The organism is Streptomyces sp. NPDC048637 (assembly GCF_040650675.1).
In the GTDB taxonomy this organism is placed as follows: domain Bacteria; phylum Actinomycetota; class Actinomycetes; order Streptomycetales; family Streptomycetaceae; genus Streptomyces.
Genome location: NZ_JBEZHQ010000002.1, coordinates 1 through 26250 on the forward strand (window position 1 = coordinate 1; position 26250 = coordinate 26250).

At 70.0% G+C, this 26250-nt stretch carries 23 protein-coding genes, 3 tRNA genes and 1 pseudogene; 11 read left to right on the forward strand and 16 right to left on the reverse strand.

The features are described from left to right. A pseudogene (locus AB0C46_RS02805) lies at positions 1–261 on the reverse strand (DciA family protein); the annotation flags it as partial. Positions 262–390: 129 nt separating this feature from the next. Next, the gene (locus tag AB0C46_RS02810; RefSeq protein ID WP_362825194.1) at positions 391–1638 is read right to left on the reverse strand and encodes an MFS transporter; all 1248 of its coding nucleotides are present in this window, start codon (positions 1636–1638) and stop codon (positions 391–393) included. A gap of 117 nt (positions 1639–1755) precedes the next feature. On the opposite strand from AB0C46_RS02810, the gene AB0C46_RS02815 reads away from it, so the two are divergent. After that, entirely contained in the window at positions 1756–2697 is a 942-nt protein-coding gene (locus tag AB0C46_RS02815) for a LysR family transcriptional regulator (RefSeq protein WP_362825195.1), read from the forward strand. 194 nt (positions 2698–2891) lie between these two features. Here AB0C46_RS02815 and AB0C46_RS02820 read toward each other — a convergent pair. Beyond that, positions 2892–2975 (reverse strand) — tRNA-Leu (locus AB0C46_RS02820). Positions 2976–3499: 524 nt separating this feature from the next. Between AB0C46_RS02820 and AB0C46_RS02825 the strand changes: the two genes are divergently transcribed. The 6 genes from AB0C46_RS02825 (at position 3500) to pknB (ending at position 11600) form a co-directional block, all read left to right on the forward strand. Then, the gene (locus AB0C46_RS02825) at positions 3500–4333 is read left to right on the forward strand and encodes a DUF3662 and FHA domain-containing protein (protein WP_362825197.1); all 834 of its coding nucleotides are present in this window, start codon (positions 3500–3502) and stop codon (positions 4331–4333) included. A gap of 10 nt (positions 4334–4343) precedes the next feature. Next, positions 4344–4874: an FHA domain-containing protein gene (locus tag AB0C46_RS02830; RefSeq protein WP_018092067.1), complete on the forward strand. Its 531-nt coding sequence runs from the start codon at positions 4344–4346 to the stop codon at positions 4872–4874. Positions 4875–5006: 132 nt separating this feature from the next. After that, complete coding sequence (locus AB0C46_RS02835; protein WP_362825199.1) at positions 5007–6587, forward strand: PP2C family serine/threonine-protein phosphatase; 1581 nt, start codon at positions 5007–5009, stop codon at positions 6585–6587. A gap of 23 nt (positions 6588–6610) precedes the next feature. After that, positions 6611–7993, forward strand: coding sequence for an FtsW/RodA/SpoVE family cell cycle protein (locus tag AB0C46_RS02840; RefSeq protein ID WP_362825201.1), 1383 nt, complete (start codon positions 6611–6613; stop codon positions 7991–7993). Then, on the forward strand, positions 7990–9459 hold the full coding sequence (locus AB0C46_RS02845) for a penicillin-binding transpeptidase domain-containing protein (protein ID WP_362825203.1): 1470 nt from the start codon (positions 7990–7992) through the stop codon (positions 9457–9459). The genes AB0C46_RS02840 and AB0C46_RS02845 overlap by 4 nt, the downstream gene beginning before the upstream one ends. A gap of 146 nt (positions 9460–9605) precedes the next feature. After that, the gene (gene pknB, locus AB0C46_RS02850; protein WP_362825205.1) at positions 9606–11600 is read left to right on the forward strand and encodes a Stk1 family PASTA domain-containing Ser/Thr kinase; all 1995 of its coding nucleotides are present in this window, start codon (positions 9606–9608) and stop codon (positions 11598–11600) included. Between the two features lie 172 nt (positions 11601–11772). Here pknB and AB0C46_RS02855 read toward each other — a convergent pair whose 3' ends face one another. The 6 genes from AB0C46_RS02855 to AB0C46_RS02880 all read right to left on the reverse strand — a co-directional run bounded on the left by AB0C46_RS02855 (position 11773) and on the right by AB0C46_RS02880 (position 16428). Further along, a complete protein-coding gene (locus AB0C46_RS02855) occupies positions 11773–12513 on the reverse strand; it encodes a class E sortase (RefSeq protein ID WP_362825207.1) in 741 nt (246 codons plus the stop codon). 25 nt (positions 12514–12538) lie between these two features. Then, the gene (locus tag AB0C46_RS02860; RefSeq protein WP_362825209.1) at positions 12539–13990 is read right to left on the reverse strand and encodes a class E sortase; all 1452 of its coding nucleotides are present in this window, start codon (positions 13988–13990) and stop codon (positions 12539–12541) included. Further along, complete coding sequence (locus AB0C46_RS02865; RefSeq protein WP_362825211.1) at positions 13987–14643, reverse strand: aminodeoxychorismate/anthranilate synthase component II; 657 nt, start codon at positions 14641–14643, stop codon at positions 13987–13989. The genes AB0C46_RS02860 and AB0C46_RS02865 overlap by 4 nt, the downstream gene beginning before the upstream one ends. Further along, a complete protein-coding gene (locus AB0C46_RS02870) occupies positions 14640–14816 on the reverse strand; it encodes a hypothetical protein (RefSeq protein WP_362825212.1) in 177 nt (58 codons plus the stop codon). The genes AB0C46_RS02865 and AB0C46_RS02870 overlap by 4 nt, the downstream gene beginning before the upstream one ends. Before the next feature lie 81 nt (positions 14817–14897). Then, positions 14898–15620, reverse strand: coding sequence for a class E sortase (locus AB0C46_RS02875; RefSeq protein WP_362825214.1), 723 nt, complete (start codon positions 15618–15620; stop codon positions 14898–14900). Positions 15621–15657: 37 nt separating this feature from the next. Next, a complete protein-coding gene (locus tag AB0C46_RS02880; RefSeq protein ID WP_362825216.1) occupies positions 15658–16428 on the reverse strand; it encodes a DUF881 domain-containing protein in 771 nt (256 codons plus the stop codon). 181 nt (positions 16429–16609) lie between these two features. Here AB0C46_RS02880 and crgA point away from each other — a divergent pair, with 181 nt between their 5' ends. Continuing rightward, positions 16610–16864 carry a cell division protein CrgA gene (crgA, locus tag AB0C46_RS02885; RefSeq protein WP_362825218.1) on the forward strand — a complete coding sequence of 85 codons (255 nt, stop codon included), beginning with the start codon at positions 16610–16612 and terminating at the stop codon, positions 16862–16864. 235 nt (positions 16865–17099) lie between these two features. Here crgA and AB0C46_RS02890 read toward each other — a convergent pair whose 3' ends face one another. Next, entirely contained in the window at positions 17100–18017 is a 918-nt protein-coding gene (locus AB0C46_RS02890) for a rhomboid family intramembrane serine protease (RefSeq protein ID WP_362825219.1), read from the reverse strand. A gap of 152 nt (positions 18018–18169) precedes the next feature. After that, positions 18170–18697: a peptidylprolyl isomerase gene (locus AB0C46_RS02895; RefSeq protein WP_362825221.1), complete on the reverse strand. Its 528-nt coding sequence runs from the start codon at positions 18695–18697 to the stop codon at positions 18170–18172. A gap of 319 nt (positions 18698–19016) precedes the next feature. Here AB0C46_RS02895 and AB0C46_RS02900 point away from each other — a divergent pair, with 319 nt between their 5' ends. Beyond that, a complete protein-coding gene (locus tag AB0C46_RS02900) occupies positions 19017–19727 on the forward strand; it encodes a DUF5324 family protein (protein ID WP_362825222.1) in 711 nt (236 codons plus the stop codon). A 170-nt stretch (positions 19728–19897) separates the two neighbouring features. On the opposite strand, the gene AB0C46_RS02905 is transcribed toward AB0C46_RS02900, so the two are convergent. Next, a tRNA-Ala gene (locus AB0C46_RS02905) sits at positions 19898–19970 on the reverse strand. Positions 19971–20097: 127 nt separating this feature from the next. On the opposite strand from AB0C46_RS02905, the gene AB0C46_RS02910 reads away from it, so the two are divergent. Continuing rightward, positions 20098–20646, forward strand: coding sequence for a transcriptional regulator (locus tag AB0C46_RS02910; protein WP_042151031.1), 549 nt, complete (start codon positions 20098–20100; stop codon positions 20644–20646). Positions 20647–20687: 41 nt separating this feature from the next. Then, a complete protein-coding gene (locus tag AB0C46_RS02915; RefSeq protein WP_362825224.1) occupies positions 20688–22169 on the forward strand; it encodes a serine/threonine-protein kinase in 1482 nt (493 codons plus the stop codon). 65 nt (positions 22170–22234) lie between these two features. On the opposite strand, the gene AB0C46_RS02920 is transcribed toward AB0C46_RS02915, so the two are convergent. From AB0C46_RS02920 to AB0C46_RS02935, 4 genes are all read right to left on the reverse strand, one after another. Next, a complete protein-coding gene (locus AB0C46_RS02920; RefSeq protein WP_362825225.1) occupies positions 22235–23656 on the reverse strand; it encodes a hypothetical protein in 1422 nt (473 codons plus the stop codon). Beyond that, positions 23650–25578: a VWA domain-containing protein gene (locus tag AB0C46_RS02925; protein ID WP_362825226.1), complete on the reverse strand. Its 1929-nt coding sequence runs from the start codon at positions 25576–25578 to the stop codon at positions 23650–23652. The genes AB0C46_RS02920 and AB0C46_RS02925 overlap by 7 nt, the downstream gene beginning before the upstream one ends. Positions 25579–25820: 242 nt before the next feature. Then, positions 25821–25955, reverse strand: a complete 135-nt coding sequence (locus tag AB0C46_RS02930) for a DLW-39 family protein (RefSeq protein ID WP_003958712.1) — start codon at positions 25953–25955, stop codon at positions 25821–25823. A 191-nt stretch (positions 25956–26146) separates the two neighbouring features. Then, a tRNA-Ile gene (locus tag AB0C46_RS02935) sits at positions 26147–26220 on the reverse strand. Positions 26221–26250: the final 30 nt, after the last annotated feature.

The window sequence follows — 26250 nt, forward strand, 5'->3', positions numbered from 1 at the left end:
CACAGTGCTGTGCCACCTCGGGCCCGACCAGCTGAGGCCAGCGCCCCATCACCCCGCCGACCGCACCGGGGTCTCCCAGCCGCGCTCGGTGATCAGCCGGTTGATCGCCGCACCGAGCGGCAGCGGATCGCGGCCGTCCGCCCGCGCCCCCCGCGCCCCCCCCCCCCCCCGCCGGCCCCGGGGCCGCCGGCCCCCCCCCCCCCCCCCCGGCCCCGGGGGGCGGGCCCCCCCCCACGGCTCCCCACGGGCTGACGCAGTCACCTCCCGGCGGGCAGCCGCCGTGGCGCGCCACCCCCGGTCACCCCATCCACACGCCCGCCCCGGGGGCGCCGGGCCACGCGGCTCCTCCGCCCCGTGCCCGCACCCCCGGGTCCGCGCCCCTTCCCTGCCTCACTTCGGGCACGAGGGCACCTCCCGTACCGGCGCCCTCCCCACCCCCACTGCCACCAGCGCCCCCACGGCGAGCGCCCCGCCCAGCCACATCACACCGACCGCGCCCCAGCCGTCCGCGGCCCGGCCGCCGGCCAGCGCCCCCAGTGCGATGGCCCCGTTGAACACCGCCACGAACAGTGCGGAGGCCGCCTCGCGGGCACCCGGTGCGGCCGCCATCAGCCAGGTCTGTGTGCTGACCGAGACACCCCCGTAGGCCAGCCCCCATACGGCCACCACGAGGGCCGCCCCCGGCACCCCTGCGCCACGCCCGAGCAGCGGCATCAGCAACACCGCACCCGCGAGCACCCCGCAGATCACCAGCAACGCCGCCCTCGGCGACCGCGCTGCCCCGGCCCCGGCCAGGAAGTTCCCGGCCAGACCTGCGAGGCCGAACGCCAGCAGCAGCGTGCTGATCTGCCCGGCCCCCGCACCGGCCACCTCCTCCAGCACCGGCCGCACATACGTGTACGCCGCGAAGTGCCCGGTCACCAGGAGCGCCACCAGGACGAGCCCGGTCCGTACGGGGGCGCCGCGCAGCACGGCCAGCACCCCGTTCAGCCGCACCGCGGCGGGCTCCGGCAATGGCGGCAGCAGTACGGCCAGCGCGACCGCGACCACTCCGCAGACCACGGCCATCGCCCCGAATGCCGTTCGCCGTCCGCCCAGTTCACCCAGGAAGGTGCCGGCCGGCACACCCAGTACGGATGCCGCCGCGACCCCGCTGAAGATCAGGGACGTCGCCGCCGCCACGCTCCGTGCGGGCACCAGCCGCACCGCGAGCCCCGCCGCGATCGCCCACACCCCGCCCATCCCCAGTCCCACCAGTACCCGTGCCACCAGCAGCACCGCGACATTCGGCGCATACGCCGCCAGCAGATTGGCCGCCGCCAGCGTGCCCATCAGGGCGACCAGCACCACCCGCCGGTCCCGCCGCCCCACCAGCATCGTCAGCAAGGGGGCCGACACCGCCGCGACCAGGCCCGTGACCGTCAGCGTCAGCCCCGCCGTGCCGTCCGAGATCCGCAACTCCCGGCCGATCGGGGTCAACAGCCCCACCGGCAGCATCTCCGACGTCACCACCGTGAACGTCGCCGCGGCCAGCGCCCCGACCGCCGGCAGGCCACCGCCCCGCTTCCGCCCCGACTCCGTTGCTCGCGCAGCCACTTCAGCGCCACGGGCCGCCGTCCCGCCCTCGATGTTCGTCATGCCCCCAGCCAACGCCCGCGCCGACGGGGGAACAACGGCCCACTCCTCACCCTTCTATGAGCAGGACTCATCGATTCGGTCCACCGCGCAGCCCCCGCCCGATCTCCGGAGGACCCCATGAGCGGCCCGCCCGCCGCAACCGCCGGCCTTCCCGCCCCCGGCCTTCCCGCCCCCGGCCTCGAACTCCGCGAGCTGGAATGCTTCCTCGTCCTCTCCGAGGAGCTGCACTTCGGCCGCACCGGTGAGCGGCTGTATGTCTCGCAGAGCCGCGTCAGCCAGCTGCTGCGCGCCCTGGAGTCCCGGATCGGCGCCCGTCTCGTGGACCGCACCAGCCGCCGGGTCCGCCTCACCCCGCTCGGCGAGGAGTTCCGTACATCGCTGCGCCCCGCCTACGACGCGCTGCGCACCACCGTGGAGCGTGCCCGCAGCGCCGCCCGCGGGATCGAGGGCCGTCTGACGATCGGCTTCCAGGGCACCGCGGACGACCGGATCATGCGGGCCATCGACGTCTTCCACCGCCGCCACCCGGGCTGCGCCACCGAGATCGTCGAGATCCCGCTGTGCGACCCCTTCGGCGCGCTGCGCAGCGGCGCGGTCGATGCCGCCGTCACCCTGCTGCCCGTCGCCGAGCCCGATCTCACCCTCGGCCCCGTCTTCCCGGCACAGCGGCAGACCCTCGCCGTCTCCGTACGGCATCCCCTGGCGTCCCGTGCATCGATCAGCGCCGAGGATCTCGCCACCACCCCGCTGATCTCCGCGGCCGGCCCGGCGCCCGCCTACTGGCGCGCGGCCCACGCCCCGGCCGCCACCCCACAGGGCCGTCCGATCCCCGCGGGGCCCGCCGTCAGCACACTGCAAGAGGGCCTCACCCTCGCCGCGGCCGGCCGCGGCGGCATGCTGCTGTGCCGCCCCACCGCCGACTACCACGGCCGCCGCGACCTCGTCTTCGTCCCCGTCACCGGCCTGCCGGGCTCCGTCCTGGGCCTGGTCCACCACACCGCCCGGGAAACCGCCCGCGTCCGCGCGTTCCGTACGGCCGTCACGGAGGCCGCCGGGTGACGGAGGCCACGGCGAGGGCGGAAGCGGCCACGGCGGGGCGGCGGCGGGCGCGGATGTGACGTAGGCCTCAACAGCCCGGCCGGGAGCGGTCCGTCAGGGCCTCCACCACAGCGCCCGTGACGTACCCAACAACGTGACAAAGACAACGAAAGACCCCGGTCTCCGGATTTCTCCGGAGACCGGGGTCTCATCTGTGCGCGAGGGGGGAGTTGAACCCCCACGCCCTTTCGGGCACTGGAACCTGAATCCAGCGCGTCTGCCTATTCCGCCACCCGCGCATGGGTGCTGCCGGTTGATTCTCTCACGTGATCCGGGCTGTTCCGTCCGGGTCTTGTGCGAGCGCCTGCCGACATCCAGAACACTAGCACGGTGTCGGGGGTGCCTTCACACGCCTTTTCCCCGGTCCCCGCCCTGCGGCAACCCGGGCGGCATCCCGCCTCACCCGGGGCATTCGCCGAGCACTGCCCAAAGGGTTCACACTCGCGGTAGCCGCAAGCAGGGTGCGGTCACCCGGCCCGCCTCCGGGCCGGCCGGCCCCGCGCGATGTCCGACTCCGGCACCCGCCCGGCCGGAGTGGTCGGCGGTTGCGGGACACTGTCTACGGGGCACATCTACGATCGCAGTGCACGAGCAGTGGGCAAGGAGCAAACAAGCACCGGGCAACCCTGTGAGGGGCGACACTCGTCCTCAAGGCGGGAAAGGGGAACCAGCCGATTTCCCGACGCGTGGATACGATCAGTAAGCAGTATCAGGACGACTCGATCAGGACGACCCCGACGAAGACTGAGGAAGGAGGTGCCCCGTGGGAGTACTGAAGCGTTTCGAGCAGCGTCTCGAAGGTCTCGTCAACGGCACCTTCGCCAAGGTGTTCAAGTCCGAGGTGCAGCCCGTTGAGATCGCCGGCGCGCTGCAGCGCGAGTGCGACAACAACGCCACCATCTGGAACCGCGACCGCACGGTCGTCCCCAATGACTTCATCGTCGAGCTGAGCACCCCGGACTACGAGCGACTGAGCCCCTACAGCGGGCAGCTCGGCGACGAGCTCTCCAGCATGGTGCGCGACTACGCCAAGCAGCAGCGCTACACCTTCATGGGCTCGATCAAGGTCCATCTGGAGAAGGCCGACGATCTCGACACCGGCCTGTACCGCGTCCGCAGCCGCACGCTCGCCTCCAGCTCGTCCCAGGAACCGCCGGGCCCGGCCGCGGCCGACCGGCGTTCCGCCGCGCCCCGCGGCGGCCAGCCCGGCGGCGGCCATGTGGGCCCGCCCCCCATGCCTTCGTCCCCACCTCCCGGCGGTGCACAGTCCGTACCCCGTACGGCACCGCCCGGTGCAGGACCGCAGCCCCATGCACAAACCAGGCGCTGGATCGAGATCAACGGCACCCGCCATCAGATCTCGCGCCCCACTCTCGTGCTGGGTCGCAGCACCGACGCCGACGTACGGATCGACGACCCGGGTGTCTCCCGGCGTCACTGTGAGATCCGGGTCGGAACGCCCCCCATGGTCCAGGATCTGGGTTCCACGAACGGCATCGTGGTAGACGGGCAGCACACCACTCGCGCTAATCTCCGCGACGGCTCGCGGATTGTCGTGGGCAGTACCACCATCGTTTACCGGCAAGCCGAAGGGTGAAGCGGGGGCAATGTCAGAGCTGACCCTCACGGTCATGCGGTTGGGTTTCCTCGCCGTACTGTGGCTGTTCGTCATCGTGGCCGTTCAGGTCATCCGCAGCGATCTGTTCGGCACGCGCGTCACACAACGCGGTGCCGCACGTCGCGGCGGGCAGGAACCGCGTGCGCAGCGCCAGGCTGCCGCGCCACCGCAACAGCAGCGCCGCCAGGAAGGCGGCCGCGGCAACAACAACCGGCAGCGCCGCGGAGCCCCCACGAAGCTCGTGGTCTCCGAAGGCTCGCTGACCGGCACCACCGTCGCCCTCCAAGGCCAGACCATCTCCCTGGGCCGTGCGCACGACTCCACGATCGTGCTGGACGACGACTACGCGTCCAGCAGGCATGCCAGGATCTACCCGGACCGTGACGGCCAGTGGATCGTCGAAGACCTCGGTTCCACCAACGGCACGTACCTGGACCGGACCCGACTGACGACCCCGACACCGATTCCGCTGGGAGCCCCGATCCGCATCGGCAAGACCGTCATCGAGCTGCGGAAGTAGTACGACAATGAGCGAGCGGAGCGAGCGAGCCGCGGCGGTCCACTCGGCGGACCCGGGCGTGCTCCCGACCGGAGGGTGGGCAGTGTGGCTCGAAGAGACCGGCTGTACCCCGAGCCGACGGGAGAAGTGCGCATGAGTCTGTCACTGCGCTTCGCCGCCGGATCGCACAAGGGCATGATCCGCGAGGGCAACGAGGACTCCGGCTATGCCGGGCCACGGCTGCTCGCCATCGCCGACGGCATGGGCGGCCAGGCCGCCGGTGAGGTCGCCTCCTCCGAGGTGATCTCCACCCTCGTCCAGCTCGACGACGACGTCCCCGGCTCCGACCTCCTCACCTCCCTGGGCACGGCCGTCACACGCGCCAATGACCAGCTGCGGGTGATGGTCGAGGAGGACCCCCAGCTGGAGGGCATGGGCACGACCCTGACCGCCCTGCTGTGGACCGGGCAGCGGCTCGGCCTCGTCCATGTCGGCGACTCGCGTGCGTACCTGCTGCGCGACGGCGCCCTGACCCAGATCACCCAGGACCACACCTGGGTGCAGCGGCTGGTCGACGAGGGCCGGATCACCGAAGAGGAAGCCACCACCCATCCGCAGCGGTCGCTGCTGATGCGGGCGCTGGGCAGCGGCGATCATGTCGAGCCCGATCTGTCGATCCGCGAGGTGCGGGCCGGCGACCGGTATCTGATCTGCTCGGACGGCCTGTCCGGGGTGGTCAGCCACCAGACGCTGGAGGAGACCCTCGCCAGCTACCACGGGCCGCACGAGACGGTGCAGGAGCTGATCCAGCTCGCGCTGCGCGGTGGCGGACCCGACAACATCACCTGCATCGTCGCCGACGTCCTGGACGTGGACGGCAACGACACGATGGCCGGCCAGCTCAACGACACCCCGGTCATCGTCGGCGCCGTCGCGGAGAACCAGCACCAGCTCAGCGACCCGAGCACGCTGCAGACACCCGCCGCGCGGGCCGCCGAACTCGGCCGGCCCGGCGGACCGAACCCGGGCGCCCCCGGTGGTGCCTTCGGGCCGCCCGGCAGCGGTGATCCGGAGGTCGGCGGGCCGCCGCAGGGTTCGTTCGGCGCGTTCATGGACGAGGACTTCGTCAAGCCCCGGCGGCGCGGGCGGTGGCTCAAGCGGTCACTGTTCATCGCGCTGGCGCTGGCCGTCGTGGGCGGCGGCTGCTACGCGGGCTACAACTGGACGCAGACCCAGTACTTCGTCGGTGCCAAGGACAACCACATCGCGCTCTACCGGGGTATCAGCCAGGACCTCGCGTGGATCAGGCTCAATGACGTGGACGAGGACCACCCCGAGATCGAACTCAAGTACCTGCCGCTGTACCAGCGCAACCAGGTCAAGGAGACGATCGCGGTCGACAACCGCACTCAGGCCGGAGAAAAGGTCACCGAATTGAGTAGGCAGGCCAATGCCTGCCGTACTAAGGAGCAGCGGGAGGCCGCCGAGCGTGACGCGGCGCGTCACCCGGGCCACGGCCAGACGGGCACGCCGAGCAAGCCCGGCTCCCCGTCAGCTTCACCGTCCCCGTCCGGTACGTCGAGCCCCCGGCCCGGCAGCACCGGCAAGAACACCGGCACCGGCGCCGCCGGCGCACTGGCGGCGACCACGTCTCCGTCTCCCAAAGCCACCCCCAGCCAGGCCCCTTCCCAGGAGCAGCAGAAGCTGGAAAAAAATTGCAGCACCCAGCAGTGAGGGCGTAGGGGGCCGTAGATCTCATGAGCAGCACCACCAACACCACCACCATCGGCACCATCGGAGCCCCGAGCCGCCGCAACACCGAGCTGGCGATGCTCATCTTCGCGGTGCTGATTCCGGTGTTCGCGTACGTCAACGTCGGCCTGGCGAAGGACGGTTCGGTACCGGCCGGTGTGCTGGGCTACAGCCTCGGGCTCGGCCTGCTGGCGGGCGTCGCGCATCTCGTCGTCCGCAAGTGGGCGCCGTACGCCGATCCGCTGATGCTGCCCATCGGCACCCTGCTCAACGGTCTGGGTCTGATCTTCATCTGGCGGCTGGACCAGGAGCCCTCGCTGGGCCAGGCGATGGCGCCCAACCAGCTGATGTGGTCGACCCTCGGTGTCGCCTTCTTCCTCGCCATCCTGATCTTCCTCAAGGACCACCGGGTCCTGCAGCGCTACACCTACATCTCGATGGTGGTCGCGCTGGTACTGCTGGTGGCGCCGGTGTTCTTCCCCGGCGTCAACGGCGCGAAGATCTGGATCCAGATTCCGGGTCTCGGCTCGCTGCAGCCCGGTGAGTTCGCGAAGATCATCATCGCGATCTTCTTCGCCGGCTATCTGATGGTGAAGCGGGACGCGCTGGCGCTCGCCAGCCGCCGCTTCATGGGCCTCTACCTCCCCCGCGGCCGCGACCTCGGCCCGATCCTCGTCATCTGGGCGCTGAGCCTGATGATCCTGGTCTTCGAGACCGACCTGGGTACCTCGCTGCTCTTCTTCGGCCTGTTCGTCGTGATGCTGTACGTGGCGACCGAGCGGACCAGCTGGATCGTGTTCGGTCTGCTGCTCAGCGCGGGCGGCGCGGTCGCGGTGGCGACGTTCGAGTCGCACGTCCAGACGCGTGTCCACAACTGGCTCAACCCGCTGGAGCTGCTCGACGGCGGTGTCACCGAAACCGCCCAGGCGATGTACTCCTTCGGCTCCGGCGGCATCCTCGGCTCCGGTCTGGGACAGGGCTACTCCCGCCTCATCCTGGGCATCGCGCCGAAGAGTGACTACATTCTCGCCACGGTCGGTGAGGAGATCGGGCTCGCCGGTCTGATGGCCATCCTGCTGCTGTACGGCCTGCTGATCGAGCGCGGTATCCGTACGGCGCTGGCGGCCCGCGACCCGTTCGGCAAGCTGCTGGCGATCGGCCTCTCCGGTGCCTTCGCCCTGCAGGTCTTCGTCGTCGCCGGTGGTGTGACGGGTCTGATCCCGCTGACGGGTATGACGATGCCGTTCCTCGCCCAGGGTGGTTCGTCCGTGATCGCCAACTGGGCGCTGATCGCGATCCTGCTCCGGATCAGCGACACCGCGCGCCGCCCGGCGCCGGCCCCCGCCCCCTCCACCGACGCCGAGATGACCCAGGTGGTCCGCCCGTGAACAAGCCCCTGCGCCGGGTCGCGATCTTCTGCGGCCTGCTCGTCCTCGCCCTGCTGGTCCGCGTCAACTGGGTGCAGTTCGTCCAGGGGGACGAGCTCAAGAACGACCCGCACAACCGCCGGGTCGCCATCGAGCGCTACAGCATTCCGCGCGGCAACATCATCGTCGACGGCAAGGCCATCACCGGCTCCTCGACCACCGACAGCGGCGACTTCAAGTACAAGCGGACGTACAAGAACGGCAAGATGTGGGCGCCGGTCACCGGCTACGCCTCGCAGGCCTTCGACGCCAACCAGCTCGAGAAGCTCAACGACGGCATTCTCACCGGCACCGACGACAGGCTCTTCTTCAGCCGCACGGTCGACATGTTCACCGGCAGCAAGCAGAAGGGCGGCAACGTGGTGACCACCCTCGACGCCAAGGCCCAGAAGGCCGCCTTCGACGGTCTCGGCGACCAGAAGGGCGCGGTCGCCGCGATCAACCCGGAGACCGGCGCGATCCTGGCACTGGCCAGCACCCCGTCCTACGACCCGTCCACCTTCGCCGGGATGAGCAACAAGGACGCCGAGGCGTACAGCGCGCTGCAGAAGAAGAACAACTCCGACGAGCCGATGCTCAACCGGGCGCTGCGCCAGACCTACCCGCCCGGCTCCACGTTCAAGGTCGTCACGGCCTCGGCGGCCCTGGAGAACGGCCTCTACAACGACGTCGACTCCAGCACCCGTTCACCGCTGCCCTACACGCTCCCCGACACCTCGGGCGTCGAGCTGAAGAACGAGGGCAACATCCCCTGCAAGAACGCCAGCCTGCGCGAGGCGCTGCGGGTGTCCTGCAACACCGTGTTCGGCAAGATCAGCGCCGACCTCGGCAACAAGAAGATGAAGGCCGAGGCGGAGAAGTTCGGCTTCAACGACCCGGGGATCAACACCCCGGTCCGTGCCTCGGAGAGCATCTTCCCGAAGGACAACCGGCCGCAGAACGCGATGGCGGGCATCGGCCAGGCCTCCAACCGCGCCACGCCGCTGCAGATGGCCATGGTCGCCTCGGCGGTCGCCAACGACGGCAAGCTGATGAAGCCGTACATGGTCGATCAGCTGGTGGCGACGAACCTCAACGTGGTCCAGCAGCACACTCCGAAGGAGATGAGCCAGCCGCTCAGCCCGGAGAACGCGCAGAAGATCCAGAGCATGATGGAGACCGTGGTCAAGTCGGGTACGGGAACCAACGCCCGGATCCCGGGCGTCACAGTCGGCGGCAAGACGGGTACCGCGCAGCACGGCGAGGACAACAAGGACAATCCGTACGCCTGGTTCATCTCCTACGCGAAGACCGGCAAGGGCTCCCCGGTAGCGGTCGCGGTCGTCATTGAGGGATCCGACACGCTCCGCGATGACATCGCCGGCGGCAGGCTCGCGGCTCCGGTCGCGAAGCACGTCATGCAGGCGGTACTCGAAGGCGAAAAGTGACGCGGATCATGCCCATACCGGTCACGTATCAGGTCGCGGCTCCGGCCCGGTCCGGTACGGCGTGGCGGGTACGGTATGCCCGGACAGCACACCGCCGGACCACACACCGGTGCGGTCGGGACTGACGGAGAGGGCTGGAGAAGCTTATGGAAGAGCCGCGTCGCCTCGGCGGCCGGTACGAGCTGGGCTCGGTGCTCGGCCGCGGTGGCATGGCCGAGGTGTACCTCGCGCATGACACCCGCCTGGGCCGCACCGTAGCTGTGAAGACGCTGCGGGTGGACCTCGCCCGTGACCCGTCCTTCCAGGCCCGGTTCCGCCGTGAGGCCCAGTCGGCCGCCTCGCTGAACCATCCGTCGATCGTCGCGGTCTACGACACCGGCGAGGACTACGTCGACGGTGTCTCGATCCCGTACATCGTCATGGAGTACGTCGACGGCTCCACGCTCCGTGAGCTCCTGCACTCCGGAAGAAAGCTGCTGCCCGAGCGCTCGCTGGAGATGACCACCGGTGTCCTCCAGGCGCTGGAGTACTCCCACCGGGCCGGCATCGTCCACCGCGACATCAAGCCGGCCAACGTCATGCTGACGCGCACCGGCCAGGTCAAGGTCATGGACTTCGGCATCGCCCGCGCCATGGGCGATGCCGGTATGACGATGACGCAGACCGCGGCGGTCATCGGCACCGCCCAGTACCTCTCGCCCGAGCAGGCCAAGGGCGAGCAGGTCGACGCCCGCTCCGACCTGTACTCCACCGGCTGTCTGCTCTACGAGCTGCTCACGGTACGGCCACCGTTCGTCGGTGACTCACCGGTCGCGGTGGCCTATCAGCATGTCCGTGAAGAGCCGCAGAAGCCGAGCAACTTCGACCCCGAGATCACGCCGGAGATGGACGCCATCGTCCTGAAGGCGCTGGTCAAGGACCCGGACTACCGTTATCAGTCGGCCGACGAGATGCGTGCCGACATCGAGGCGGCGCTGGACGGCCAGCCGGTCGCGGCGGCCTCCGCCATGGGCGCGGGCGGCTATGACCAGGACCAGCCGACGACCATGCTGCGTCCGCAGGACCCGGCCGGCCAGACCTCCATGCTTCCGCCGATGAGCCCGGACGACGGGGGCTACGGCTATGACGACCGCGGCGACCGCCGCCGCGGTGGCGGTCAGAAGAAGAGCAACACCTCGACGATCCTGCTGGTGCTCGCGGCCGTCCTCGTCCTGGTCGGTGCGATCTTCATCGGCAAGGCGATGTTCACCAACATCAAAAAGGGCGGCACGTCACCGGTACCCAACCTGGTCGGCAAGACCTTCAGCGAAGCCAAGGGGTTCGGCCGGAACGGCAGCTTCAAGGTCGTCGAAGCGGGCCGCAAGGCCTGCGACAACGTCAAGCGGGGCGAGGTCACCGAGCAGGACCCGGAGGCCGGGGGCAAGGTCGACAAGGATGAGGCGGTCAAGGTCACGCTGTGCACGGGGGCCATCAAGGTCACCGTTCCGGACGTGGAGGACCTCTCGTACGACAAGGCGGTCGAACGCCTCGAGCGCAAGGGCTTCAAGAACGTCCGACAGGTCAAGAAGGAATCCGACCGGAACCCGGGCACCGTGATCGGCCAGAATCCCCAGCCCCAGAGCGAGGCGGCCAAGAGCACGGAGATCGTCCTCACCGTTGCTCAGGAGTCCCCGAAGGCAAACGTCCCGCCCGTCACGGGCCAGGTCTTCGAGACGGCCAAGAAGCAGCTTGAGGACCTGGGCTTCAAGGTCGACAAGGTCGAACAGGACGTCACCGACCCGACCCAGGTCGGCAAGGTGCAGAGCCAGAGCCCCGAGGGAAACACCCCGGCCAAGCTCGGCTCCACCGTGACCCTCACGGTCGGCAAGGCGGGGGCGCAGACGCCGGTTCCGGGTGTCGTCGGCCAGACGGTGAAGGACGCGAAGAAGGCGCTCCAGCAGGCCGGCTTCACCAACATCCAGTTCGCCGGCGGCGGCCCGCAGGACGACAACGCCCGCGTGGCCGCCCAGGACCCGCAGCCGACGACGCCGTCCGACCCCAAGACGACCACCGTGACGCTGACCACCGTCGGTGGCGGCAACGGCAATGGCGGCAACGGGGGCGATGACGGCGGCGGCTTCATCGGCGGACCGTTCGGGTAGCGACCCCTGACGATCAAGGTGTCCCGGTGTCCAGTGGGCACCGGGACACGGGTTTCTGGGTCCGCGTACGCACAGCGGAGTGTGCGGCGACAGGGGTAGTGGGTGACGGTGTCGTCCCGCCGGCCTGCCGACTCCGCTGCCCCACGACGCCCCGGCGGCGCCGACCGTGAACCTATTGCAGTTCCTTCGGGGGTGTGCGCTTCGCGTCGACCTTTACGGTGCGCTCCAGCTCGCCCCAGACGACGTAGCGGTAGTTCGAGGTGTAGACCGGGGTGCAGGTCGTGAGGGTGATGTAGCGGCCCGCCTTGCGCTTGCCGGATTCCTTCGGGATGTCGTCGAGGACGTCCACGTTGTACTTCGAGGTCTCGGGCAGGGTCGCGTAGACCTTGTAGACGTACCAGGTGTCCTTGGTCTCGAAGACGATCGGGTCGCCGTCCTTGAGCTTGTCGATGTTGTGGAACTTCGCGCCGTGGCCGTCACGGTGCGCGGCGAGCGTGAAGTTCCCCTTCTTGTCCTTGGGCAGCCCCGACGTGACCGGCTTGGTGTAGTAGCCGGCCACGCCCTCGTTGAGGATCTTGGCGTCGGTGCCCTTCTCGACCAGCACTTCGCCGTTGTTCATCGCCGGGACGTGCAGAAAGCCGATGCCGTCCTTGGTGTCCAGCTCCCCCGGCCCCTTGGGGCCGCTCTTCGCCCAGTGCTGCCGCACCTGGTCACCCTGCTTGTGCGCTTCGCGGTCGGCGAGGACATTGGTCCACCACAGCGAGTAGGCGACAAACAGGCCCAGGACCAGCCCGACCGTGATCAGCAGCTCGCCGATGACGCTGACGACGGAGGCGATGGCGCGGCGCACACGGTGCGGTTTGAGTGGCGGCGCGGACCGGTCGCATGCCTCGTCGTTTCCGGTGGCAGTCACCGCGTAGCACCCCTCTTATGTTTGCTCAGCCGGCGAGCGCATCCGGTTTGCCCTTGCTCCGCGGCCGCTCGTCGACCATCTTGCCCCAGACGATCATCCGAAAGGTACTGGTGAACTCCGGGGTGCAGGTCGTCAGGGTGATGTAGCGTCCGGGCCCGGTGAATCCCGAGCCGGGTGGCACCGGACCGATCACGCTGGTGTTGCTCGGAGACGTCTGCGGGAGGATGCTCTCCATCTCGTACGTGTAGTACGAGCTCTTCGTCTCGACGATGATCTTGTCGCCCTTGGTGAGGCGGTTGACGTAGCGGAACGGCTCGCCGTGCGTGTTGCGATGGGCCGCCACCGCGAAGTTGCCCTTCTTGTCCCAGGGCATGGCCGTCTTGATCCCGCTGTTCTTGTCGTAGTGACCGACCATGCCGTGGTCCAGCACCTTGTGCTTGTCGATCCCCTCGGCTATCGGCGCCTTCACGTCCAGCCTGGGGATATACATGATCCCGAAGCGCTCGCCGTCCGCGAGATTCTTCTTCTCGCCGCCGCCCTTGTCCCACTCGTGCTGAAGGTTGTTGGCAGCGCCGCCCGCCTCCTGTTCGGCCATCACGTTCGTCCACCACAGCTGATAGGTGACGAACAGCAGCATCAGCACGCCGAGGGTGATGAACACCTCGCCCAGCGCGCGGCTGGCGATCAGGCTGGGGCTGTCCTTGGCGGCTCGTGCGGCCTGCCGGGCCTCCAGCCGGGACATGGGGGCGGGCGCCGGTTCGGAAGCAGTGGCAGCGGCCGTTGTCGCGGCGGCGGCGCCACTGTGGCGTCCACGTCTGCCGCCCCGCTTGGCTGCCTCCTGAGCAGCCTTGCGCCGGGCCGCTCGGCCTCCGGGCGCCGGGGTCGCTGTCGTTTCACGTGAAACCGTCGTGCCGGTTTCACGTGAAACGCTGTCCTCGTCGGGCTTCTCGGCCTGCCGCAGCGCCATGGTCTCGTCGTCCTGCCACGACGCGGGGGCGGCGGCGGCCGGAGCGGGGCTCACGGCCGGAGGCGGGCTCACCCGCGGCGCGGGGGCCGGCGACGCCGGGGTCTCCGGAGTGGCATCGCGCCGGGATATCGGCTCGGCGGTGGCGGGGCGGGGGATGGCACCGGAGCCCTGCGCCTGGCCGTAGGCGGCCGTCTGTGGGCCGTATGACTGCCGGTCCGGCCCGGACGGCACTTCGGGCTCCAGATGCGGGCGGAACCACGGTGAGCCCTGCCTCCCGCCCTCCTGGGCCGGTTTGCCCCGTCGGCGCCCCCGGCCCGGCTGTCCGTACGGACCGGGCGCGGGTGCCGGTGGCGTCTGGCCCGGCAGCGGATCGGTCAGTGGGTCCGCCAGCTGCTCCACCGCCGCCTCGAACGCATCGGGCTGCCCGTACGGGGCCTGCGGAGTGGCGGACCGCTCCGGCTCGTCCGGCTCGTAGGATCTCCCTTCACGTTCGGGGCGCAGGGCGGTCACCCGCCGGCCTTGCCGACCACCGGGGCCAGCCCCGTCGAGCGCTCCACTGCCCCCTTGTCGCCGCATTCGACGAGCCAGTTGGCCAGCATCCGGTGTCCCCACTCCGTCAGTACCGACTCGGGGTGGAACTGGACGCCCTCGACCCGGAGTTCACGGTGCCGCAGGCCCATGACGATCCGTCCGCCGGGAACGTCCTCGGCCTCCGTCCAGGACGTGACGATCAGTTCCTCGGGGACGGTGTCCGGCTCGACCGCCAAGGAGTGATAGCGGGTGGCGGTGAAGGGGGACGGCAGCCCGGAGAAGACGCCGATGTCCTCGTGGTGGACCAGCGAGGTCTTGCCGTGCAGCAGCTCGGGGGCGCGGTCCACCACACCGCCGTACGCGACCGCCATCGACTGCATGCCCAGGCAGACGCCGAAGACCGGGACTCCGGTGTCGGCGCAGTGCCGGACCATGTCGACGCAGACGCCGGCCTGCTCGGGTGTGCCGGGTCCGGGCGACAGCAGCACCCCGTCGAAGCCGTCCTGGGCATGCCGCGGCGCGACCTCGTCGTTGCGCAGCACCTCACATTCGGCACCGAGTTGGTAGAGGTACTGGACGAGGTTGAAGACGAAGCTGTCGTAGTTGTCGACGACGAGAATCCGTGCGGTCATCGGGCGGCTGCCATCCCTTCATCGACAGTGACGTCATTGAAGGGGAGCAGCGGCTCCGCCCACGGAAAGACGTACTGGAAGAGCACGAAGACGACCGCCAGGACGAGTGCCAGGGAAAGCAGCGCCTTCACCCATGTGTTGCCCGGCAGATGCCGCCAGATCCAGCCGTACATGCTGTCGCTGTCCCCTTGCCGATGCCGATGACGATGTCGATTGCGACACCAGAGTAAGGGGCGAGGGCGGGCCCAGGTGGGTCAGCCGGTCAAAGCCGATGGCCTTCCCTGTGCCACGGGTTGGGTGGAATCCAGATGCGCCCAGGCGATCAGCCGGTGGCTGTGGCCCCATTCCGGCTCGCAGGTGGTCAGCGTGAGATAGCGCCCGGGACCGTTGAAGCCGGACTTCCGCGGTACCGGGTCGATCACCCCGATGTCGCCGGGCAGCGTCGTATAGGGACGGTTGTCGATGCGGTACGTGAACCAGGTCGTGCCGTCGGTCAGCACCACGGCGTCGCCGGGGCGCAGCCGCGGGAAGTCCTTGAAGGGGTCGCCATAGGTGCGGCGGTGACCGGCGACGGAGAAGTTGCCCGTCGCGCCGAGGCGGGCGGTGCGGGCGTAATGGCCGAGGCCACGCTTGAGGACATCGGTCGCGGTGCCTTCCAGGACGGGCTTGGTCCAGTCGGCGCCCAGACGCGGGATGTACATGACGGCGAAGGAAGCGCCCGGGGTGTAGCGGCGGGGCCGCTCGGCCGGGGCGGGCCCGCCGTCGGGCGCCGGCGTGCTGTCGGGGGCGGTGACCGGGCCCGTGGACCACTGGTGCTGGAGCCGGCCGATCTCGCCGGCCATGGCGCTGTCGGCCCGTACGCCGGTCCAGAAGAGGAGGTAGGCCACGAAGAGCACGATCAGTGCGCCGACGGTGACGCAGACCTCGCTGAGCGTCCGCACGACCCACCGCACCGTTGTCCGGCCCCGCAGCGTCATCCGGCCCCGCCCCTCCCCGGCGCCCGCTGCGCGCGGGCTACGGCTTCACAGGCTGTGCGTAGTGGAGATCCACTGTGCCGGAGTAGCCGGGAAGAGTCACCGCCTCGTGCTGGTCGACTTTCCAGCCCAGACCGTAGGCGTTCACGTACTGGAGATAGTTCTGGATGGCGGGGGACGCGGTCAGCGCGGTGGTGAGGGCCTCGCGGTCGCCGACGGCGGTGACCTTGTACGGCGGGGAGTAGACCCGGCCCTGGAGGATCAGGGTGTTGCCGACGCAGCGCACCGCGCTGGTGGAGATCAGCCGCTGGTCCATGACCTTGATGCCCTTGGCGCCGCCCTGCCACAGGGCGTTCACCACGGCCTGCAGGTCCTGCTGGTGGATGACCAGGTCGTTGGGCTGCGGCTCGGGCACCCCGGGGATCTTGGCGGTGGCGTTCGGCGGGGCGTCGGCGAGCGTGACCGTCACGCCCTGGCCCTTCAGCGGCTTGGTGCCGGCGTTCTTCTCCAGCGCCTTGAGCTTGGCGTCCTCGGCCTGGGAGCTGCCGTTGTCGCGCTGCGCGAGACCGTCGACCTCTTCCCGCAGGGTGGCGTTACGGTCGTCCTGGGCGCCGTTTTTGTGGCTGCGTTCCTGGATGAGGTCGGACAGCCGCAGCATCGAGTCGTCCGAGCGCAGATTCGTGCCGCGCGCGGTGTCGAAGCTCAGCCAGAACAGCAGCCCGGCGAGCGCGAACACGACCAGAGTGAGAAGCCGCACGGGCCGCAGACGGGATCGGACGGGGCGGTCGGGGGAGTCAGCGGAATTGCTCAACGTACCCTTACTCCTTACGACGCCACGGAAGCACTACGCTAACGGACGCCCGGGAAAGGAATCCGCTCCCCACCGCGTCCGCGCCTTGGCGCACACCTCGTACCTCCCCCGCGGATGGGGGCACCGCCCGCTCGAGCGAAGTCGAGGGCGGGGGAGCAGCGCATCGACAGGAGAGTTCCTCGTGCCGAAGTCACGGATCCGCAAGAAGGACGACTTCACGCCGCCGCCGGCGAAGACCACCAACCTGAAGATGAGCTCAGGCCGTAGTTGGGTGGCGCCACTGATGTTGGCGATGTTCCTGATCGGTCTGGTGTGGATCGTGATGTTCTACGTGTCCGAGGGCGATCTGCCGATCGCGGCCATGGGCAACTGGAACATCGTGTGCGGCTTCGGCTTCATCGCGGTGGGCTTCGGCGTATCCACGCAGTGGAAGTAGCGCAAGCCCTGCCCAAGGCCATCCACACGGTTATCCACAGCCGGGGAAAACTTCAGAAGATCTGTGGATAACCCTCCGGAGGTTGACGCCGGTGTGATCGGCGGCACCCTCTTCCGGCCTCCGGCTCCCCCTTTCCCTACTGGGGAAACGCAGGTCGGAGCGGACCGGAACGAGAGTTCCGCACAGCTTGCACAAGATCGGCCACGCACTGTGGACAACTTGACGGGACGGACTCTCAGCTCACCAGCTCAAGAGTCCGTACCCACACCACCGCGATGATCGCCAGCAGCGCCACCACGCAGGTCGCGCTGTGCACCAGCGTCCGGCGGTCGCGCGGCGCATGCACCATCCCGAACGCCACCGCGGCGCCCACCACCAGGCCGCCGACATGGGCCTGCCAGGCGATGTTCGGCCACAGGAACGTGAAGGCCAGGTTGAGGCCGAGCAGGATCAGCACCGGCTTCATGTCGTACTTCAGCCGCCGCAGGAGTACCGCCGTCGCGCCGAGCAACCCGAAGATCGCGCCGGACGCGCCCAGCGAGGGCTGGTTCTGCGCGGCGAGGAGATACGTCAGGGCGCTGCCGCCCAAACCGGCGAGCAGATAGAGCGCGATGAACCGCAGCCGGCCGAGCGCCGCCTCCAGCGGCGGTCCCAGCCACCACAGCGAGAGCATGTTGAACGCGAAGTGCGCGATCTGCTGGTGCAGGAACATCGCGGTCAGCAGGCGGTACCACTCGCCCTCGGCGACACCGACGAGCTGATACCGGCTCGGGTCGGCGGCGAGCCCGAGCAGATCGAGCCGGTGGACCAGCGGGCTCATGTCGGCGCCGGTCGCCAGCACGGCGAGGAACACGGCGGCGTTGATGCCCAGCAGGATCTTGGTGATCAGCCGCGGATCGGCGGCGATGGTGCCGCCCGCGATCGTGCGCGGCGCGGCGGCCTGCGGGGCATGGCCGGTGCCGCCACCGTTGCGCACACAGTCCGGGCACTGGAAGCCGACCGAGGCGCTGATCATGCACTCCGGGCATATGGGCCGGTCACAGCGGGTGCAGCGGATGCCGGTGGAGCGATCCGGGTGGCGGTGGCAGCCCGGCAGGCCATCGTCACCCCGCGCGTCCTGCGGCTCCTTCGGGCTGCCTGGCACCTGGTCCATCCGTCCCCTCGTCCCCTTCTCCGTCCGGGCGCGTCAGTACGCCGCCGTTTCTGCCCGGCCTCCGCCCCATGGACGAGCGTCGCGCCCCGCCTGATGTACGACCGGGCGGGGCGCAAAGGTTCCCCGGACCCGGCCGGGGCTCACGACGCGGGTCAGCGGGTTTCGACGGCCACCGACTCGATCACGACGTCCTGGAGCGGACGGTCGGTGCGCGGGTTGGTCTGGGTGCCGGCGATGGCGTCGACGACCTTCTTGCTGGCCTCGTTGCTGACCTCACCGAAGATGGTGTGCTTGCCGGTCAGCCATGCGGTCGCCCCGACGGTGATGAAGAACTGCGAGCCGTTGGTGCCCGGACCGGCGTTGGCCATGGCCAGCAGGTACGGCTTGTTGAAGGCCAGGTCGGGGTGGAACTCGTCCCCGAACTCGTAACCGGGGCCGCCGGTGCCGTTGCCCAGCGGGTCGCCACCCTGGATCATGAAACCGCTGATCACCCGGTGGAAGACCGTGCCGTCGTACAGCCGGTCCGTGGACTTCTTGCCGGTCGCCGGGTGGGTCCACTCGCGCTCACCGTTGGCGAGCTCGACGAAGTTCTTGACCGTCTTCGGTGCATGGTTCGGCAGGAGCCGAATCTCGATGTCGCCCTGGTTCGTCTTCAGGGTGGCGTAGAGCTGCTCAGCCACGATCTACCTTCCATAAGTCTTCGCTGACGGTTCCTGATCCTCGCATGGACCGGCCTTCCAAAGGCCTCCTCGCCGCATGTGCGCGCCGTCCGGCCCGCACCTCTTGACGGTTTTCGTGCGGATTTCCTGCCCCCGGAGCGGCAAATCGTGGCATTGTCGTCAACAAGACTCCGGAAGGTCCGCAATGACCCGGATGCCCGCTCGCACATGCCGTGCGACGCATGAGCGGGCATGATCTTCAAACGGGTGGACAGGCGACAGAGAAGACACGGGGGACCAACCCCCAAGCCCCGGACACGCCACCGAGGAGGAGGATCCCGTGACCCGCAAGCAAAGCGTGCGCGCCGCGACCGATACGGCCAAGGACAGCGTGCGGCACGCCGCGGAGGTGGTGGCTCCGTATGCCGGTACGGCCAAGGAAGCCGCCGTGCACTTCGCTCACGAGGCCCGCACACGCGCGGCTCCCAAGGTGGCCGAGGCCGCTCATCAGGCACGTGTGCAGTACGACGCGCATCTGCACCCACGTATCGAGCACGCCCGTGGCACGCTGCCGCCCAAGGTGGACGCCGCGGCGACCCGGGCTGCCTGCCGTACCCGTAAGGCGGCCCGCCAGGCGGCCGACTACACGGCACCGCGGCTGGAGCACGCCGTGACCCACGCCCGCGCCGCGGCCGAGCCGGTCCGCGAGGAGGCCTTCGCCCGCGGTACCGCCGCGCTCGCCGCACTCCGTGGCCAGGTGACGGCGGCCGAGATCGCCAAGCTCCAGAAGAAGCACAGCCGGCGAGCCAAGTGCGGCAAGCTCGCCAAGCGCCTCACCGTGCTGGGCATCCTGGCCGGCGGAGCGATCGCCGCCTGGAAGTGGTGGGACAAGCAGGCCAACCCTGACTGGCTGGTCGAGCCGCCGGCTCCCACCGAGGTCAGCGACCGCGGCCGGCTGAGCGCGGTCGACGGCAGCGAGGGCGCCGCGCTGGACCCCGACGTCCAGGCCAAGCAGGCCGAGGCCGATGAGCGCGGCGGCACCACGGCCTGACAGCGGAGCACCGCACACCTCACCGGGCCGGGCCCGTCACCCCAGCGAGGGGCGGCGGGCCCGGCCCGGTCACGTACGGCCGACGGCGCCGAGCGGCGGCCAACACGCCGTCAGAAACCTGGAAAGCCCTCCTGACCAGCGATTTCGCCGATCGGAAGGGCTTTCGGGAGTGGAGCCTAGGGGAGTCGAACCCCTGACATCTGCCATGCAAAGACAGCGCTCTACCAACTGAGCTAAGGCCCCTTCGCGGACCAGGGTACCCGGTGTCCGGCCGCTTTCCCGACCGGGTATCGCCGCACACCGTTGCTCTCCGTAGGATGCTTCGCGAGATTCGCGGCAGCGAAGCGATCGGGGAGACAGGGGAGACGGTATGGACTCAGCACAGCAGGAAGCCACCGCGCGGGCCCGTGAGCTGCAGCGCAGTTGGTACGGGGAGCCTCTGGGTGCGCTGTTCCGCCGTCTCATCGACGATCTGGGTCTGAACCAGGCGCGGCTGGCCGCTGTGCTCGGTCTCTCGGCCCCGATGCTGTCGCAGCTGATGAGCGGGCAGCGCGCGAAGATAGGCAACCCGGCCGTGGTGCAGCGGGTGCAGGCCCTGCAGGACCTGGCCGGCCAGGTCGCCGACGGCAGCGTCAGCGCCGCCGAGGCCACCGACCGCATGGAAGAGATCAAGAAGACGGCGGGCGGCTCGGTGCTGAACAACACCGCGCAGCAGACCTCGTCGACGGGGGCGACCACGGTGCGGCGCGTGGTGCGGGAGATCCAGTCGCTGCTGCGGTCGGTCGCCGACGCCGGCGACATCATCGATGCGGCGAACACCCTCGCCCCGGCTCACCCCGAACTGGCAGAGTTCCTCCGGGTCTACGGTGCCGGTCGCACCGCGGACGCGGTCGCCCATTACGAGGCGCACCAGAGTTAGCCACAGGGGACGTTGCGAGTTCAGAAGGCGGACGGGGCGCAATGGGTGAGATCTTCGCCGGTCGGTATGAGCTGATCGACCCGATCGGGCGGGGTGGGGTGGGCGCGGTCTGGCGCGCCTGGGACGCCCGGCGCCGCCGCTACGTTGCCGCCAAGGTGCTGCAACAGAGCGACGCGCACACACTGCTGCGCTTCGTCCGCGAACAGGCGCTGCGGATCGACCATCCGCATGTGCTGGCCCCGGCGAGCTGGGCCGCGGACGACGACAAGGTGCTGTTCACCATGGATCTGGTGAATGGCGGCTCGCTGGCGCATCTGATCGGGGATTACGGCCCGCTGCCGCCGCGGTTCGTGTGCACGCTCCTGGACCAGCTGCTGGCCGGGCTGACCGCGGTGCACGCGGAAGGGGTGGTGCACCGCGACATCAAGCCGGCGAACATCCTGCTGGAGGCCACCGGCACCGGGCGGCCGCATCTGCGGCTGTCCGACTTCGGCATCGCGATGCGCAAGGGCGAGCCACGGCTCACCGAGACCAACTACGTGGTGGGCACGCCCGGTTACTTCGCGCCGGAGCAGCTGCTGGGCGCCGAACCGGACTTCCCCGCGGACCTGTTCGCGGTCGGCCTGGTCGCGCTCTATCTGATCACCGGCACCAAGCCGGACGCCGAGGCGATGAGCCGGCACTTCGGCCAGCGCGGCATCCCGAACGCGCCCGAGGGCGTCCCGGAGCCGCTGTGGCAGGTGCTGGCGTCCCTGGTCCACCCGGATCCGGAGGCGCGGTTCAAGACGGCCACCGGGGCGCGTAAGGCGATGCTGTCGGCGGTCGAGCTGCTGCCGGACGCGACGATCGAGGAAGAGATCGTCGAGGTCTTCGACCACATAGGGCCGCTGCCGGCCGACTTCGGGCCGGAGGGGCCGCTGCGTCCCAGGGACACCGCGGGACCCACGACGGCCGGCGCCACCACAGGCACCGGTGCCACCGGCCAGGTCTCCATGTCGGACACCGGCAGCTTCCAGCTCGCCCCGCCGGAGCCGAGCACCCCGCCGACCCCGACGCCAACTCCCACGCCCACCCCGATGCCGATGGCGACACCGGGCGGTACGTCCACCGGCCATGGCGCCACCTCCACGGGCTACGGCGCCACATTCACCGGCCACGGCGAAACCCCCACCGGCCACGGCGCCACCTCCACCGGCCACGGCGGTACGCCCACCGGCCACGGCGCCCCGGCCGGGCCGCCCGCGTCGTCCGGCATGCCGCCGACGCCGCTCCCGCCACCGGCGCCCGCGTACGAGCCGACCGCCGCCGGCGTCCACCCGGAACGGTCCGCGACCCGCCCCTACACGGCGGGCCCGCTCCCGGTCCCCGGACAGCCCCCGGCGGGCACCGCCGTCACCGTTCCGGCCACGGCCGGCATCGCCCCGTACCGAAAGCCGGGACCGCCCCTGAAGGTCGCGATCCCGGTGCTGATCGTGGCGTTGCTGTGCATCGCGGTCGGTGTCTGGGCACTGCTCACCGCCTGACGCCCCACCACGGGGCCGGTGGCCCGGCGGCGGGGCCCCGGCGCCACCCGGCCCCGCGAGGCCTCCTACCAGCCCTGTGGCGGCCCGAACTGGCGATTCTGCAGCGCCTGTTGGGTCGAGTCCGTCGACTGTTCCGGCAGCGAGGGCCGGCCGCCCGGCCGGCCGGCAGTACCCGGCCCGGCCGGCGTGCCCGCCGCACCGGCCGCGGACCGCCGCGCCACCAGCGTCCACGCTCCCAGGCCCACCAGCAGCACCACACCCGTGCCGATCCCGGCGTAGGCCACCGTCATCAAGGTGCCGCTCTTTGCCGCCTCCTGTGCGTTCTGGCCCTTCTGCGCCGTGTCCCGGTCCTCGGGCGTGACGGAGAAGTCGCTGGTCGGCTCGGCGTAGCCGGGACCGGCCTTGGCGGTGCCACGGACATCCACCCGGAGGGTGAGCTCCGCGCCCTTGGGGAAGTACTGCGCGGCATCGGGGTGCAGGCTCACCGCGAGGTAGTACCAGCCCGCGAACCGCATCGCGCTGACCGCGCCGGTGGCGTCGAAGCGGTTGCCGTAGTCGACGGGCGCGGTGTACTCCTTGGCGGCGGCCGGCTTCCCGGTGTACGGGACGAAGCTGGGGTTGCCGACCGCACCGCGCGCCGGGTTGTAGACGCTCAGACCGAGCACCCTGGCGAGGAAGCCCGAGGCTCGGGGCGACGTCGCGTTCGGCAGCTCGGCGCTCAGGTTGAGCCGCTGTCCCCAGTCCAGCGGTACGCGGTAGAAACGGGTCTCGCCCGGCCTGATCCGGTCCTGCCAGACGCCGGTGGCGACCGAGCCCGCGTCGTTGAAGCCGGTGCCGCCCTTGGCGCGGCGCTTGGTGGCGTCCGTACGCGGCGCCGGTGCCACGGTGCTCCAGGTGCCCTCGCCCGGCTTGCCGGGGGTGTTGCCCTCGAGCGGGGGCTCGTTGAGGTACTTGAGTTCCAGCGGCCAGGTGTCGGGGCCGGAGGTTGCCGAGCCCTCGCGGGTGATCACGAGGTAGTACGGGCCGGCCTTCTGGCACTCCGTACGGTCGGCGCCGATGCGACGGGTGGCGTAGTCGGCGATCGGGTATGCCATGCCGCCGCCGTTGAAGGTCGGCCGGGCTTCCGAGCCGCAGGTCGTGCCGTCGCTTTCCTGGACGCTGAGGGTCAGCTTGTCGCCGTAGTCCTCGACCTTGGTGCCGGGCGGGGGCGCCGCGACGGCCGAGAAGTAGGCGCTGGTCCTGGCATCCAGGTTGACGGCGTACCACTTCTGCTCGCCGCGCTTGATGGAGTCGGTGTGCAGTCCGGGCTTGAGCGGCGGTGCATGCGCGGCGCTGGAGGCACCGTCGGTCTTCGTGGCGCCCTCTGCCGTGCGGTAGTGGGGGACGCCCTCGGCGGAGGCCACGCCCACCGTCCCCGGCAGGACCGGCACCGCGGCGAGCGCCGCCAGCACGGCTATGCCCCTGTACGTCGTGCGCCCCGTCACCACGAGCCACCCCTCATCGGATCCGAATTCCCGCCGTCGGCACGCGGCTTCCGGCGCGCCCGCCCGTAGGCGACCGCGAGACCGGCCAGCAGCAGCACGCCCACGCCGCCGACGGCGACCGCCGCCACACGTCCTGTGGACCATCCTCCACCGCCGGTGGGCGTCCCGTCCGCCGAGGGCCCGGAATCGTCCCGGGAGGTATCGGCCGCGACCGCGGCGGCCCCGGCCTGGGGACCGCTCTTCTCCTTGCCCAGCACCGCGATCCGCAGCACCACGCCGATCTGCGGGTTCTCCGCGATCTCGGAGGCCTTGGCGCCCAGCGTCACCGCGAGGTAGAAGTCGCCCTTGCGGTGCACGGGAATGACGTTCGGGTGGTTCTCGTAGCGGTTGGTCCAGGCGACCGGGACGGTGCCCATGCTGAGCGAGGCCAGCCGCCCGTTGTAGGACACCTGCCGGCTGAATTCCGTGGTGCCGCTGCCGACCGGCGCACGGAATGGTGTGTAGACCTGGGTGCCGCCGTAGGACGTATGGACGCTGTAGCCCTTGACCGTCGGCTCGTTGGCGAACCCCACGTCGTAGCGGAGCTGCTGGCCCCAGCCGACCGGCACCTTGTACCAAAGGGTCTGCGCGGGCAGGACCTTGTCCCGCCAGACGCCCTGGTGCAGCGTACGGGCGTCATTGAAGCCGGTGCCGCCGGTGACGTCCTCGGGGGCGGTGGTGGGCAGCGTGGCGTCCTTGCCGCCCGCGCCGTACTCCGGCTCCGACTGCGCGAGCGTGACGCCCTTCTTCAGCGGATGTTCCACGTGAAACGTCAGCTCCATCGGCCACCGTGCGGCGTCCGAGCCCTTGGCGGCCTTGCGCTCGACGACCAGCCAGTAGCGCCCGGCCCGGTCACAGCCGCCGGTACCGCTCTGCGCAGGCACACGGCTGACGCCCGAGGTCAGCGGCGTCGCCCCCTCCCGCTGCCCGAAGAACTCGGTGGTGGACTGGCAGGCGCTGTCGGTGCCGTACGCGATCCGGGTGTGCAGTGCGTCGAGGGAGTCGACGGCCGCGCCCGGCTGAGGCACCACGGTCGCGGAGAAGTTGGCCGTCGAGGCGGCGTCCAGGCCGGTGGCGTAGTAGCGCTCCTCGTTGGGCCCGATGGAGTCGAGGTACTGCCCAGGGGCCATGTCGGGCGCACCGCTCCGGGTCACCGTGCCGCGGATCCGCTTGCCCTTGAAGCGGTAGCCGTCCGCGGAGAGTTGGCCGGCCCGCTGGAGCTGGCGGGCGAGCGACCGGGCGTCCGGGGCGTCGTAGTACTGCCCGTTGCCGGCCTGGGCGATGCACTCCAGCTGTGCGCGGGCCTTGCCCGCCACCTGGAAGCCGATGGAGTCGATATGCAGATCGATGCCGGACGCGGCGAGTTGGGCGGCGACCTTGCAGGGCGGCGGCGTCCGGCAGTTGTCCTCGCCGTCGGAGATCAGCAGGATCGTGCGCTTGCCGATCGAGCCGCCGGCGGGCCGCGGCAGATCGGCGGCCGCCTTGCGCAGGGAGAGCCCGATGGGGGTGTCGCCCTTGGGCTCGACGCGTGCGACGGCCTGCTTGATGCCCGCCCGGTCGAGGGCGGCGACCGGCTGGGCGAGCCGGGTGTCGTCACAGCCCCTGGGTTTGTCGGCGCCGTAGACCCGCAGACCGGTGGGGTAGCCGTCGGGGAGTGCGTCGACGACCGTGCCGACGGCCTTACGGGCGGAGTCGATCCGGGTGCTGCCGGAACCGTCCTTGCCGGCCATCGAGCCGGACGAGTCGAGCACCATCACCATCCCGGTGCCCTCGGCGGCGGGCGCCCTGGTCCGTGTGGCCGCGGTGGCCTGAAGTGGTGCCGCGGTCAGGGCCAGCGACAGCCCCCCGAGCAACGCCACCACCCCCCGGCATGGTCGTCGTGCCATGTCCCGTTCCCCCCTGTGTCCTGCTGGTCACATCACCGACAGAAGCTTTGCTGCTGCAAGCTAATGGTGTGCTATAGCAAAGACAAGAGGATCACCGTCACGTTCCTGCAACGACAATCAGCCACTACGGCACAGCAGCCCGCCCCACATCACCGGCCGCACCAACCGCCCCCGGACGCACGAAACCCCGACCGCCCGGAGGCAATCGGGGTCCGTATGAACCTGCTGTGCGTTTTTGGGTCTCAGACACCCGAACCTGCGGGCACGGAGTCGGTCGCCTCCGTCCACAGATCCTGCTCGGCGCGATCCGCCTGGATCTGGCGGTACACGAGGAGCCCGCCGATGGCGGCCAGTGCGACCAGGAGAAGCTTCTTCACCGCGCGACCTCGTCTTTCGTTGACGTAGGGGACCTATGTCGGCCGATGATACACACCGACCGATACCGATCGGTTACCTAGCCCGCGGTCGGCAACACCTCTTCCAAGGAGCTCTCGCCACGAGCCAACTTCCGCCTCCGTACAACGAATCGGCCCGGCCGGGGAGTTCCCCGGCCGGGCCGATGGTGCAGTGCGGCTACCAGGACTTGAACCTGGGGCCTCTTCCTTATCAGGGAAGCGCTCTAACCGTCTGAGCTATAGCCGCGCGTTCGCTGCACCGAAAGATTAGCGCACT